This window comes from Actinopolymorpha alba DSM 45243 (assembly GCF_000373925.1).
GTDB lineage: Bacteria > Actinomycetota > Actinomycetes > Propionibacteriales > Actinopolymorphaceae > Actinopolymorpha > Actinopolymorpha alba.
Genome location: NZ_KB892760.1, coordinates 22,912 through 36,494, shown reverse-complemented (window position 1 = coordinate 36,494; position 13,583 = coordinate 22,912). Strand labels below are relative to the sequence as shown.

The following is a 13,583-nucleotide window of genomic DNA, read 5'->3' as shown; positions in this document are numbered from 1 at the left end:
TCTTAGCCGAGAAACCTATGACAACTCGGGCCTCACCCGCTGTTCAGGACGCGCTGGCATCCGCGAGCCGGCGTACGACGTCCTCGTCCAGGTCCACGCCGAGACCGGGTCGCTCAGGCGCACGCATGCGACCATTCTCGACCAGCACCGGTTCCTGCCAGATCGGCCACTCGTCTCGCAGCGGGTGCGGCTCGATGTTGTACTCCTGCGGGTAAACGCAGTTGGGGGTGCTCATCCACAGATGCAGGTGTGCCAGCGTTCCGATCGTGGGTTGGGTGTTGTGGACGGTGATGGGCTTGTTGAACGTCTGGGCCAGCGCGGCGATCTTCTTGAATTCCGTGATACCGCCGCACTTGATGACGTCGGGCTGGAGGATGTCCACCTGCGCGCGCAGGATCAGGTCCCTGAACTGCCACCGGGTGTACTCCTGCTCGCCCGCCGCGATCGGGATGTCCACCGCCGCCGCGAGTGCGGCGTAACCGTCGTAGTCGTGCGCCGCGAGTGGCTCCTCGAAATGCCAGACGCGGTAGTCCTCGAGGGCCCGCGCGATCCTGGTCGCGGTGTGGGGGTAATAGGAGTTGTTGACGTCCACCAGGATGTCGAAGTCCTCTCCCACCGCCGCCCGCATCTCGCGCACCGTGTCGAGAGTCTGGTCGAACCCGTCGTCGTACATCCAGGGCGAGGCCGAGTGGATTTTGTACGCCCGATAGCCCTCTTCCTGAAAGCCCACGGCGCGGGCCGCTTCTTCCTTCGGCGTCATGTCGCGGCGCATCGAGCTGGCGTAGACCTCCGGCGCCTCGCGGAACTTCCCACCCAGCAAGTCATACACCGGTTTGCCCGCGACCTTGCCGGCGATGTCCCACAGGGCGATGTCGATCCCGGCGATGGCCTCCAGCTGTGCGCCCATCGGACCCAGCTTGTATGGCTTGTGGTACATCAGATGCCATAGCCGTTCGATGTTTGCCGGGTCCTCACCCACCACGAGCGGGGCGAGCGCCTTCTCGACCAACGTGTGCGTGACCGCGACGTTCATCGGGCTGACCTCACCGACTCCCGTGACGCCCTCGTCGGTGTGCACCCTCACCAGCTGAAAGCGCCCGAGAAGCACGATCGACTCGACCCGCGTGATCCGCATGATTCCCCTTCCATGTCTTCGGTTCGCTGACTAGCGGCGCCCGGCCAGCGCTTGCTCCACCCGGTCCCTGACCTCGCCCAGGGCGTCGGCGGCGGACTTCTGACCGGTATAGATGAGATCCAGCTGAGGCCGGTAGATCGCCCGCGCCTGCTGGATATGCGGGCTGAAGTTTTCGTTGACACCGTGCTCGGTCGCCGCGATCACGAGCGGGAGATGCTCTGGTGTCGCTCCCGCCTTCTCCAGCAGCGTGGCTGCCTGCCTGCTCGCCGGGACAAGGTTCTGCTGCTCCGCGAGTTCCTGCGCACCCTCCGGGTCGGTGAACGAGCGCAACAGCTTCCAGGCCTGGTCAGGATGCTTGGCCTTCGCCGGTATGGCCCAGACGATCAACGTGCTGATCGTCTGCTGGCTCTTTCGGGCCGGAATGGGAGCGAGATCCCAGGTGAAGTCCTTGATGTTCTGGCGGAGGTACGACGCCGCACCGAAGTTCCTCGTCATCATCGCGACCTTGCCCGTCGCGAACAACGAGAGCGCATAGTTGGGATTTCCCGAACCTGCCTGGATCGTCGACCAGGGCGGCTGGACCTTGTGCTTCAACGACAGGTCCGCCAGCCACTGGATTCCTTCGGCACTAGCAGGATCCGCCAACGTGAATCGCTTACCGTCCTTGGAGTAGATCCCGTCGGTGCCGTTGTTGACCGTGAACGTCGTCTCAGAACTCGTGTCGTCGAAGACCAGCACACCCCAGCGCTTGCCCGGAATGGTCAGCTTCGTGGCCGCGGCGAGGAAGTCCTCCCACTGCCAGTTCTCGTCGCTCCAGGTCGTCGGCGGCAACGGGAGTCCCGCCTCCCTGAACGCATCGACGTTGTAGAAGACCATGTTCGGCTGCGTACCCGAAGCCCAGGCGGTGTGCCGGCCGTCCGACTGGATCGGAAACGTGAAGGGATGCTCGAAATAGTCGGACTCCTTCAGCCCGTCCCGCTTGATGTAGGGGTTCAGGTCGAGCAGCTGATCCTGCTGGGAGTACCCCAGCACGAAGTCATCGTTGATCCTGATCGCGTCAGGGGGCGATCCAGACGCCATGATCGTCAGAAGCTTCGTGTCATAGTCGGAGCTCGGTGCCGGCTGGATGGCCACCTTCACCCCGGACCCCTTCTGGAAAGCCCTCACCGCGTTGGCCAGCGGCGTGCCCTTCTCGACCGGATCCCAGTTGAGAAACGTGATGCCATCGTCGGCAGAGGTGGACCCGCCCCCGCCGCATCCCGCGGCACCGGCGAGCCCGGTGGCGGCAACGGCCGCCGACGTCCTTAGAAAGCTCCGCCGTGTGAACATGACCCCTCCACTCTCGACGTCATGGAGCGACTGGCTCGAAGACTTCAGCCGCGCAGACCCGTCATGGTGACGCCCTGCACGAAGTACTTCTGCGCGAGCACGAACAACACCAGCGGCGGAACGACCGAGATCGTGGCCGCGGCCATCATCAGGTTTGTCTGGGTGAAGTACTCACCCTGAAAGAGCGCGAGTGCGACGGGGAGAGTCTGAAGGTGCTGGGAGTTGACGAAGATCAGCGGACCGAAGAGGTCGTTCCACGACTCCAGGAACGTGAGGACACCCACCGCCGCAAGGGCCGGCTTGACCTGGGGAAGCATGATGCGCCAATAGACGGTGAAGGTCGAGGCACCGTCGATGGCGGCCGCCTCCTCAAGCTCACGAGGAATTGTTCTGAACGCCTGGCGAAGGAGGAACGTCCCGAACACCGGCGTCAGAACCTTCGGCACCCACAACGGGTAATGTGTGTCGATCCAGCCGATCTGGCGGTACATGATGTACTGCGGGATCAGGTAGACGATGCCTGGGATCATCGCGGTGGCAAGCAGCGCGGCGAACGCGACATTCTTGCCACGGAATTCCAGCCGGGCAAACCCAAAGCCCGCCAGCGAGGCGAAGAGCAGCAGGAACGCCACGTTGAGCAGGGCGAGCTTGGCGCTGTTCCAGAAGAAGGGCAGCACCGCGTCCGCCGCAGCCACGTAGTTGGCCCACTGCGGGACCGACGGAAGCAGATCCGGCGGCACCACCATGACCTCGTTCTCAGGCTTGAGCGAGGCGCCGAGCATCCAGACCATGGGCAGGACGAAGGCCCACCCGAGAGCGAGCAGGACCGCGTACAGAAGCAGTCGCCTGGCGGCTCGGCGGACACGCCGGTTGCGCGTTGTCGCCGGCGACCCGCGGCCGCCGGTGCCCGCACCGGCGGCGTGCCGGGACGCGCTCACGGTCTCCAGCATCCGACCTCAGCCTTACTCGCCGTAGAACACCCAGCGTTTCTCGAGCTTCCACTGAAAGAACGTGACGACACCGACGATGACGAAGAGAATCCATCCCATCGCCGCGGCATATCCGAGCCGTCCGTAGGAGAACGCGCTCTGATAGATCTGGTAGATGTAGACGTTCGTGGCGTTCGCCGGGCCTCCATGTGTCATCACGAAGATGATCCCGAACACCTGGAACGACGTGATGAACTGCGTGACCAGCAAGAAGAACAACGTCGGGGTGAGGAGCGGCAGCGTGATCTTCCAGAACCTCGACCACGCCGACGCACCGTCCACCGTTGCCGCCTCGTGGAGTGACTCGGGGATTCCCTGCAGACCAGCCAGCAGGATGAGCATCGGATAGCCCACGCCCTGCCACACGGCGACAATGATGACCGCCACCATCGCCCATCGGTTACTCGTCAGCCAGGCAGGTCCCTGGATGTGGAGTTCGGCGAGATACCCATTGATGAGCCCTTCCTGCGGCTGGTAAAGCCAGAACCACACGAATCCCACCGCGACCGCGTTCGTCACCACTGGGGCGAAGAACGCGGCCTTGAAGATGCTGATTCCAGGCACCTTCTGGTTGCCGAGAACCGCGAGCGCCAGACCGACAGCGATGCTGAGAACGACGCTGCCCACAGTGAAAACCGCGGTGTTCCTGAGGGTCAACCAGAACAACGGGTCCCTGGTCAGAAGCTCGACGTAGTTGGACACACCGGCGAACCTTGGCGGCGTGAGGCCGGTCCAGTCCGTGAGCGACGCGTAGAGCGAGATGAAGACCGGAAGGAACTGAAACGCGATCACACCCAGGATCACCGGACCGACGTACAACCACCCGGTGAACCCGCCTCGGCGGCGGCTACGCGGACTCCCCTTCACGATGCGCGAGGGGACGTGAACCTCGGTTGTCATGGCCTTCCACAATCGCGTCGCGAGCGCTCATCGGCACTGGATCGTTTTCATGTATGTGAAGGCATTTCTTATCTGAGGATCGGTGTCAGAGTAGGTCTACTCCAGATCGCGGAGGAAGCCACTGTCCGTACTTGGCCGTGGCGAGGCGAGCCGCTCCGCAAGCATCTGTTGCGCCCGAAGGAGGAGTTCGGCGAGCTCGCGAGTCCGCGCCGCACTGAGGCGGGCCGTGGGAACCGCGAGTGAAATGGCGTCCCGCGGCGGCAGGCGATCAGGGACCGCGACCGCGACACAGCCGAGGCCCTGGTCACTTTCCTCGGTTTCCGTCGCGTAGCCGATGCGCCGCGTCCGGGCGAGATCCTTCGACAGAGCCTCGATGCTGGTGCGCGTCCGCTTCGTCAGCGTCAGAAGTGGCGCCGTCAGGATCGATCGAACCTCAGCATCGCTGTGTCCGGCCAGGATCGCCTTGCCAAGAGCGGCCGCGTGTGCGGGAATCCGGCGCCCGATGGCGGAGTAAATACGCAGCGGGTGCCGCGACTCGCGTTTGGCGAGATAGACGATGTGCGCACCCTCGAGCCGGCCGTAGTGCACCGTCTCGCCGGTCTCTTCGCTGAGCCAGTCGAGGACGGGTTCGGCTCGGACCAGCACGTCGTCGGTCCGAGCGTACGACGAACCGACCCGGAGGGCCTCGACTCCGATACCGAAGCGGATTCCCGTCTCATCCGCCTCCAGCCACCCTCGCCGCTCCATGGTCCGCAGGATCGCGTGCAAGCTGCTCACCGGAATGCCAAGCCCGCGACTGATCTCGCTGAGACTCTGCCGGCCGCCCTGTGCCGCAAGCCATTCGAGGATGGCAAGAACCCGATCAGCCGACTTCACCGGACGAAACCGCGAAGCCGACGCCTTCTCTCCCGACGCGTCGTCGAACGCCGCCACGACTCACCTCCATCACCTGACTGCCGGATCCACGTCATGGCATGGTGCCCGACTCCGGCCACCCGAGCGCACGGGGGCGCCCTTGCCTGCCGTCGACACCGATGCTTACCATCAACGTGTATTCGCATAGAGAAATTCCATTCGCATATGCGAAAACTGGAGATGCGAATGCATCGGATAGCCCGGTACGCCCCGCCCTCGCCGGGACTTCTGGATCAGTAGCGAACTCCCTACCCTCCAAGGGACGGTCGCCATGACACTGCCAGTACCAAACCGCCGACGGGTCCTCAAGGACCTTGCCCTCCTCGCTGGATCGCTGGCCACGGCCTCATTCGCCACCGCCTGCGGTGGCAGCGATCGTTCGTCGACAAAGGACCTGACGGTCCTCAACTGGGATCCCCCAACCGGAACACCGTGGAACCAAGCCTTCGACCGGTTCACCGAAAAGACCGGCATCCAGGTGAAGATTCAGTACACGCCCACGATGACCAACTACTGGGCGAAGACGCGGGCGCTTCTGGGTTCGGGAAACCCGCCCGACCTCATGCGGGTCGACGACGACAACATTCCCACCTACGCCGCGACCGGCCAGCTGCTGGATCTGAGGACGTACCTCAAACGCGACAAGCTGGAACCCAGCACCTACTTCCCGGTCGTCTACGAGATGGGCCGCCAGGCCGACGGCAGCTTTCCCGCGTGGAGCGTGGGAATCCAGCCCCGGGTGATCTTCTACAACCGCACGATGTTCGAGCGGGCGAAGGTTCCTCTACCACCCACGACCTGGACCGCGGATGGCTGGACGTGGGACGACTTCCTGGACCGCGCCCGGCAGCTCACCACGCCGGACGGTCGATGGGGCGCCGCACTACTCCAGGACTCCGGATACGAGATCATCCATCCGGTCAACAACGGCGGCGAGGGCCCCTTCTCTGCCGACGGAAAGAAGTTCGCTCTGGCCGACCCGGCCGCCATCGAGGCGGTCCAGCGAGTCGCCGACCTGAGCTGCGAGCAGCGTGTCCAACCTCAGTGGACCACCCTGAAACAGCCCGACCGCGCGAACCAGATGTTCGTCGGCGGGCAACTCGCCATGATCGAGTCCACCTCCACCTTCACGGCGTACGCGAGCCAGAACGTCAAGAACTTCGAATGGGATATCGCTCCGGTGCCGGCGATCAAGAAGCAGATGACCTACGGAAGCCAACTCACCTGGTGCATCCCGAAACGCGCCGCCAATCCCGACGCCGCCTGGGATCTCCTTCGTTTCCTTTCCGAAGGCGAAGGAGCCGCGCTCTTCGCGAAGACCAACTTCTTCGTCCCCGGCGCACGCGAAGCGGCCGCGTTGCTCAAGCCCAACGACAAGCCACCGGCACACGTCGGATTGTTCGTGGACGCCGCCGAACACTCCGCCCTTCCCGGCAAGATCAAAGGTGCCGAGGGAGCCAAGAACATCTACCGGCCAGCACTCGACGACGTCTACAACTGCAAGGCCGCCGCGTCCGACGTACTCCCCCCGCTGCGCCAGCAGGTCGAGAACGCCATGCGTGGAAGCGGCTGAGCGGGTCGCCATGACGGCCCAGATGATGAGCCCCACCTCGACACCTGGCCAGAAGCCCCGGCACGGGCCCAGGCGTGGATTGGCCGCGCGCAGGGAGGCGGTGTACGGCTACCTCTTCATCGCCCCTGTCCTCGGTGGGATCGCGGTGTTCCAGCTGTACCCGATCCTGATCACGACCTACACGTCGCTCACGGAATGGGACGGCATCTCCGCACGACGTTTCGTCGGGTTGCAGAACTACCTCAACCTGCTGTTCAGCGACGAGCGCTTCCACAAGGTCGTTGGGAACACCCTCCTCTTCATGCTGGGTGTCATTCCACTCACGACCATCCTCGCGCTCTCTCTGGCGCTGCTCTGCAATCGCAGGTTGCGCGGTATGGCGGTCTTCAGATTGGCGTACTTCGTGCCCTTCGTCGCCAACTCCGTCGCCGTGGGCTTCGTCTGGTATTGGTTCTACGCACCGGACAACGGCGTTCTGAACGGCCTGCTCGCAGGCGTCGGTGTCAGGGGCGTGTCCTGGCTGGCCGAGCCCGGATGGGCGATGGTCGCACTCATCGTGGCGAGTGTGTGGCAGGGAATCGGATATCCGATGGTGGTCTTCCTGGCCGGACTCCAGACCATTCCCGAAGCGTTGTACGCCGCCGCCAAGGTCGACGGGGCATCCGCCTGGCGCCGACTCTGGCACGTCACGTTGCCCCTGCTCACACCCTCGACCTTCTTTGTGCTCATCACGCAGTTCATCGCCTCCTTCCAGGCATTCGGCATCGTCTTCGTGATGACACAGGGCGGGCCCAACAACGCCACCAACCTGTTCATGCTGAATCTCTACCAAACGGCCTTCGGGGCCGGGAAGGTCGGCTACGCCAGCGCGATGGCCTGGATCATGTTCGTCGTGATCGCGGCCGGCACACTTCTCCAGTGGAAGCTCCAGCGCCGCTGGGTGCATTACGACTGAATCCACTCGTGAGGCGAGGGGAGAACACCAGCGATGTCGGTGACGACCGGTCCAACTCCTGGCCGCTCAGTCGGCGCGGCCACCTCCTGGAAGTCCGTGCTCGACCGCGCGGCGACCGTCAGCTACTACCTCGCGATGAGCCTGCTGGCGCTGGGTTTCCTGCTTCCGCTGATCTGGATGGTGAGCTCATCCGTCAAGCCGGAGGCGGACATCCTCACCGTTCCGCCGCGGTTCCTTCCGAGCACGGTGACGTTCGCCAACTACGTCCAGGCCTGGCCGGTGATCCTGCCGTACTTCCTCAACAGCGTAAAGGTCGCGGCTCTCAGCGTCGGCGGACTCCTGGTGACCGCTCCCCTGGCCGGCTATGCCTTTGCCCGCCTGCGGTTTCCGGGCCGGGACGCGCTCTTCCTCGTTCTGATCGGCAGCGCGTTGATTCCTCATGTCGCCTATCTCATCCCGCAGTACATCGTCTTTCGGGACTACGGCTGGCTTGACACGCAGTATCCGCTGTGGGTCCCGCGGGCATTCACTCCGATCTTCGGGACCTTCCTGATGCGGCAGTTCTTCAAGGCCCTACCCCAGGAGTTGGAGGACGCGGCGAAGATCGACGGCGCGGGGACCTTCACCGTCTATTGGCGCATCATGCTGCCCCTTGCCAAACCGGCCCTCGCCGCGATCGGCATCTTCACCTTCGTGGAGTCCTGGAACGACCTCCTTGGCCCGTTGATCTTCATCAACAGCCCGGAACTCCAGACTCTTCCGGTCGCGCTGGCGTTGTTCCAGGGACAGTTCTTCACGCAGGTGAGTGCGCTGATGGCCGCGGCCACGGTGACGATCGTGCCGGTATTGCTGGTCTTCGTGTTCTGCCAGCGTTACTTCATCGCCGGCCTCGCCTCGACCGGCCTGAAGGCGTAGGCCGTACGCATCGCAACCCAACCAGAGAGGAAAGAACGGTGGACGGAGAAGAGGGCCTACGGGGGATACTCGTTCCGATCGTTCTCCCGATGACCCCGGATGGCGAGGCCGACTTCGACAAACTGCGCGAGCTGACCAGCTCCATTCTCGAATCCGGCGTCAACGGAATCTGGGTGAACGGCTCGACCGGCGAGCTACACAGCCTCACGGCCGGCGAACGCGCGGCCGTCGTGCGCGAGGTCGCCGACGTGGTGCGTGGCCGCGGCCAAGTGGTCGCACATGTGGGCGACACGTCCACGAGACTTGCCATCGGCCATGCAGAGGCCGCGGTCACGGCGGGAGCCACGCACATCGGTGCCGTAGCGCCCTATTACGCGAGCTTCAGTCCAATCGAGATCGGCCGCCATTACCAGGAGTTGGCGAGAGCATCGACCGTCCCACTCCTTCTCTACAACCTCCCCCAGATGGTGAAGGTGGGCCTGGAACACGAGACCGTCCTGCGGCTCGCGCACGAGGGCGCCGCCGTCGGCATCAAGGACACCGGCGGCGACTTCTCGTGGTACCGCGGCCTCATCCACCAGGTGGATGCCGCGGGCCTACCGTTTCGCTTCTTCATGGGCGTGGAGTCGCTCGTCGACGTGAGCCTTTTCGCCGGGGGACACGGAGCGGTGTGCACGTTGGTGAACCTGATCCCGCACACGTTCGTCGGCTTGTGGCAGGCGGCCACCCGTCAGGACTGGACGGCGGTGCGTTCCCATCAACGTGACATCGTCGCCCTCGTACAAGCCCTTCAGATACCAGGCCGCACCGAGTGGATCGCGTCGATAGCCGCCCTCAAGTGGGTCATGACCGAACTCGGTCAGCTCACCTCATCCGCGGTCGCGGCGCCGGCGATGCCTTTGAACGCGCCCGAACAACACCACCTCGCCACGTCCGCACTTCCGATCGCCGCGCGACTCAACGAGGATCGACGAGGTCACGAAGCCCGGAAAGGTGCGTGAGGACAACCGTGAAGATCGAGAGCATCGAGACATTCCTTGCCGACCAAGTGGCGATCGTACGGATACGTACGAACGACGGAGCCGAAGGGATCGGTCAGACCTCGCCCTATCGGGCGGGCCTCACGGTCCGGGCGCTGCACGAGATGGCCGCGGCGTACTTCCTCGGCCAGGATCCGTGGGACCTCGAGGCACTGGTCGAACGCTGCGTTCGTGGCGAGTACAAGTTTCCCAGCTCGTTTCTCTATCGCGCCCTGTGCGGGATGGACACCGCGCTGTGGGACCTGCTCGGCAAGGTGACGGGCCAGCCGGTCTACAAGCTGCTCGGTGGGCAGGTCCGTGACGCCGTCCCGATGTACGCGTCCAGCATGAGCCGGTCGATCACCCCCGAGGCCGAGGCGGAGCGGCTGCTGCGCCTTCGCGAGGAGCACGGTTTTCGCTGCGCGAAGATCAGGATCGGCGACGTGATGGCGGACGACCGGGATGCCTCACCGGGACGGACCGAGAAACTGATTCCACACATCCGCACGGCGATGGGCGACGACTTCCACATCCATGCCGACGCCAACAGCGGGTTCTCGGTCTCCCGGGCGATCCGAGTAGGGCGGATCCTCGAGGACAACGGCTACTTCCACTTCGAGGAACCCTGCCCTTACCCGTTGTTGGAGAACACCGCCCAGGTGGCCGCGGCGCTCGACATCCCGGTAGCCGGCGGCGAGCAGGACAACTCCCTCGTGCAGTTCCGCCGGATGATCCAGATGAACGCCGTCGATATCGTCCAACCAGACATCGGCTACATCGGCGGCGTGGCCCGCGCCCGCCGCGTCGCCCGGATGGCCGAGGACGCCGGCATCCCCTGCACACCACACTGCGCCAACCAGTCGATGCTGCAGGTCTTCACCCTCCACCTCGCGGCGTCAATGCCGGCTTGCTTTCAGTACCACGAGTGGAGCATCGAGGACACGCAGTGGACCCGCGGGATCTACGAGCCCGCCCTCGAAGTCGTCGACGGTGCCGTGCCGGTGCCGACGGCTCCCGGCTGGGGTGTTGAGGTGACGCCGTACTTCCTGCGTAACGCCCACCGGGAGGTCTCGACGGCCACCTGACGATGCCGTCTGCACGCCTGCATGCTTGCGTGTGCCGCCGCCGAGCTATCCCCGCTCGGTGGCGGCGCTCGTGGGCGTACGGTCGTCGTCCTCGGCGGAGTACTTCTGGTGGAGGTGGACGGGCGCTTTGCTCGCCCGCTTGGCCCGCACGCGAAGGTTGAGGAACTCCACGAAGATCGAGAAGGCGATCGGGCCGTAGACGTACCCCTTGGGGATGTGCTGGTCGAATCCCTCGGCCACCAGGCTGCCGCCGATGAGGAGCAGGAACGCCAGAGCGAGCATCTTGACGGTCGGATGCCGGTTGACGAAGGCACTGATCGCACCCGCGGACGCGAGCATGATGACCATCGCCACCACGACCGCCGCGACCATGACGGCGAGCTCGTCCACCATCCCGACAGCGGTGATCACCGAGTCGAGCGAGAACACCAGGTCGAGAATGACGATCTGCGCGATGACGGCACCGAACGACGCGACCCGCCGGCCACTCGTGTGCTCGCCTCCTTCGAGATTCTCGTGGATCTCATAGGTGGCCTTGCCGAGCAGGAAGAGCCCACCGACGATGAGGATGATGTCGCGTCCGGAAATCTCCTGTCCGAGCACGGAAAAGAGCGGGTCAGTGAGTCCGATGACCCACGACAATGAGGCGAGCAACGCCAGCCGGGTCACCAGCGCCAACACCAACCCGACAGTGCGCGCCCTCGCCTGCTGGTGTTGGGGAAGCCGCCCGGCAAGGATCGAGATGAAGATGACGTTGTCGACGCCGAGGACGACCTCGAGCAACAGCAGGGTCGCGAAGGCGATCCAGATCTCAGGGCTCATCAGCAGGTCCACAGCACCCAAGGCTCGTCTCTCTCCTTGTCAGACATCGAGCGTGCGCCAACGTGACAAAGCCGACCGGTGAGCAGCGGGCTGCCAGGTCGGCTTGCCCGGCCCAACGCTCCGGGCGAGCGCGGGGTTCCCGTTCGTCCTGATTTCGATGGCATCTCCCACTTCGCCAGGAGGCACAACCCATGACCACCGACCGGCCGAACCTCGTGCTCATCTGCGTCGACCAGTGGCGCGGCGACTGCCTGTCCATCGAGGGGCACCCGGTCCTCCACACGCCGCACCTTGACCAGCTGGCGCTCCGCGGCGCGCGGTTCTCCCGCGCCTATTCCGCAACGCCCACGTGCGTACCCGCCCGGATGGCCCTGATGACGGGTCTGTCGCAGACCGGCCACCGCCGGGTGGGGTACCAGGACGGCGTGCCCTTCGACGTCGAGACGACGCTGCCCGGCGTGCTCCGCGCGAACGGCTACCAGACCCAGGCGATCGGGAAGATGCACTACTCCCCGGTCCGTGGCCGCATCGGATTCGACGACGTACTCCTCCACGACGGTTACCTGCACCACAATCGCCGCCGGTCGCAGGCCGTCGAGTCGTACGACGACTACATCCCCTGGCTGCGTGCCCAGGCGGGTCAGAGCGCGGTCGCCGACTACGTCGACAACGGCGTCAACTGCAACTCCTACGTCGCGCGCCCCTGGGACAAGGACGAGGCGCTCCATCCGACAAGCTGGCTCGGCACCCAGGCGATCTCCTGGCTCTACCGCCGCGACCCTACGGTGCCGTTCTTTCTCTACCTGTCGTTCCACCGGCCGCATCCGCCGTTCGACCCGCCAGCATGGGCGTTCGAGCAGTATCTCGACGCTCCGCAGTACGACCCGCCGGTCGGCGACTGGTGGGAGCAGTACGCCGAACATCGGCAGGACCACCGCCACGACCCGTTCGTCGCTCAGTTCCCGCCGCGGATCCTCCAGCGCGCCCGCGCCGGCTACTACGGGCACATGGCGCACATCGACCTGCAGATCAACCGCTTCCTGGAGGCGCTGTCCGAGTTCGAGCTGGCCGACAACACCTACGTCTGCTTCGTCTCCGACCACGGCGAGATGCTCGGCGACCACCATCTCTTCCGGAAGGGCTTTCCTTACGAGGGTTCCGCGCGAATCCCGTTCCTGTTGGCGGGACCGCGGACCGGTGAGAACGTACGCCGGGACGAGGTGGTCGAGCTCCGAGACGTGATGCCCACGCTGCTCGACTGCGCCGGCGTCGCGATCCCTCCGGGTGTCGAGGGGCGTAGCGTACTCAGCCTGGCCGCAGGTGAGCCGGCGGGCGACTGGCGTCCCTACCTGCATGGGGAACACGCTCTGCTCGGCCAGTCGCTGCAGTGGTTGACCGACGGGCGGCAGAAGTACGTCTGGCAGTCCGGCCCGGGGCGCGAGCAGCTGTTCGACCTGGTAGCCGACCCGCACGAGCTCCGTGACCTGGTTGACAATCCGTCGTACTCCGACGACCTGGCGCGGTGGCGGCAAGCCCTGGTTGACGAGCTGCGCGACCGGCCGGAGGGCTATGTCAAGGACGGCTTGCTTGTGCCCGGCAGGCCGCCGTTGACACTCCTCCCCCGCTGACGACCGCTGCCGCTCGCCTTCTACGGTGCTGCGACGGTTCGGTTCTTCGTCGAGCGAAGTGGATCAACGGTGGTCGAACCGGACACCTTCAGCGGCAAACGCCCGAACCAGCACCGTTGATCAACTTCGTGGACCGAAGCTCCTCCGTCAAGTCACGGCAACCTCGCGAGCGATCTCACATAGTGAGCGACACTCGAACCCGATCATCGAGCCGTCCACATTCTGGATGGCTTACGGGACGACCTGCAGTCGACTCATGCCCCTCCACGTACGACCGCGCCCACCGAGCTGGGTCTGACCGGCGCCTTGGAAGCGCTT

The 13,583-nt window shown here is 64.8% G+C and carries 12 protein-coding genes; 6 read left to right on the top strand and 6 right to left on the bottom strand.

Annotation, left to right across the window (positions count from 1 at the left end; all coding sequences use genetic code 11):
* Positions 1-43: 43 nt before the first annotated feature.
* From B141_RS0119880 to B141_RS41635, 5 genes are all read right to left on the bottom strand, one after another.
* Positions 44-1,135 carry a mandelate racemase/muconate lactonizing enzyme family protein gene (locus B141_RS0119880; protein WP_020576937.1) on the bottom strand — a complete coding sequence of 364 codons (1,092 nt, stop codon included), beginning with the start codon at positions 1,133-1,135 and terminating at the stop codon, positions 44-46.
* Positions 1,136-1,165: 30 nt separating this feature from the next.
* The gene (locus B141_RS0119875) at positions 1,166-2,464 is read right to left on the bottom strand and encodes an ABC transporter substrate-binding protein (RefSeq protein WP_020576936.1); all 1,299 of its coding nucleotides are present in this window, start codon (positions 2,462-2,464) and stop codon (positions 1,166-1,168) included.
* A gap of 44 nt (positions 2,465-2,508) precedes the next feature.
* Positions 2,509-3,414: a carbohydrate ABC transporter permease gene (locus B141_RS0119870; protein WP_020576935.1), complete on the bottom strand. Its 906-nt coding sequence runs from the start codon at positions 3,412-3,414 to the stop codon at positions 2,509-2,511.
* A 12-nt stretch (positions 3,415-3,426) separates the two neighbouring features.
* Complete coding sequence (locus tag B141_RS0119865; RefSeq protein WP_020576934.1) at positions 3,427-4,353, bottom strand: carbohydrate ABC transporter permease; 927 nt, start codon at positions 4,351-4,353, stop codon at positions 3,427-3,429.
* 96 nt (positions 4,354-4,449) lie between these two features.
* Positions 4,450-5,286: an IclR family transcriptional regulator gene (locus B141_RS41635; RefSeq protein WP_020576933.1), complete on the bottom strand. Its 837-nt coding sequence runs from the start codon at positions 5,284-5,286 to the stop codon at positions 4,450-4,452.
* Between the two features lie 253 nt (positions 5,287-5,539).
* Between B141_RS41635 and B141_RS0119855 the strand changes: the two genes are divergently transcribed.
* From B141_RS0119855 to B141_RS0119835, 5 genes are read left to right on the top strand one after another with little or no spacing between them, the layout of a single operon-like run.
* Positions 5,540-6,841 carry an ABC transporter substrate-binding protein gene (locus tag B141_RS0119855; protein ID WP_020576932.1) on the top strand — a complete coding sequence of 434 codons (1,302 nt, stop codon included), beginning with the start codon at positions 5,540-5,542 and terminating at the stop codon, positions 6,839-6,841.
* On the top strand, positions 6,828-7,796 hold the full coding sequence (locus B141_RS0119850) for a carbohydrate ABC transporter permease (protein ID WP_020576931.1): 969 nt from the start codon (positions 6,828-6,830) through the stop codon (positions 7,794-7,796). Before B141_RS0119855 ends, B141_RS0119850 begins: the two co-directional genes overlap by 14 nt.
* A gap of 33 nt (positions 7,797-7,829) precedes the next feature.
* Positions 7,830-8,711 (top strand): carbohydrate ABC transporter permease, encoded by an 882-nt coding sequence (locus B141_RS0119845; protein WP_020576930.1) that lies wholly within the window; start codon positions 7,830-7,832, stop codon positions 8,709-8,711.
* A 38-nt stretch (positions 8,712-8,749) separates the two neighbouring features.
* On the top strand, positions 8,750-9,712 hold the full coding sequence (locus B141_RS0119840; RefSeq protein ID WP_020576929.1) for a dihydrodipicolinate synthase family protein: 963 nt from the start codon (positions 8,750-8,752) through the stop codon (positions 9,710-9,712).
* Between the two features lie 8 nt (positions 9,713-9,720).
* Entirely contained in the window at positions 9,721-10,815 is a 1,095-nt protein-coding gene (locus B141_RS0119835) for a mandelate racemase/muconate lactonizing enzyme family protein (RefSeq protein WP_020576928.1), read from the top strand.
* Between the two features lie 45 nt (positions 10,816-10,860).
* On the opposite strand, the gene B141_RS0119830 is transcribed toward B141_RS0119835, so the two are convergent.
* A complete protein-coding gene (locus B141_RS0119830) occupies positions 10,861-11,649 on the bottom strand; it encodes a TerC family protein (RefSeq protein ID WP_020576927.1) in 789 nt (262 codons plus the stop codon).
* A 179-nt stretch (positions 11,650-11,828) separates the two neighbouring features.
* Between B141_RS0119830 and B141_RS0119825 the strand changes: the two genes are divergently transcribed.
* Positions 11,829-13,265 carry an arylsulfatase gene (locus B141_RS0119825; RefSeq protein WP_020576926.1) on the top strand — a complete coding sequence of 479 codons (1,437 nt, stop codon included), beginning with the start codon at positions 11,829-11,831 and terminating at the stop codon, positions 13,263-13,265.
* Positions 13,266-13,583 lie beyond the last annotated feature (318 nt).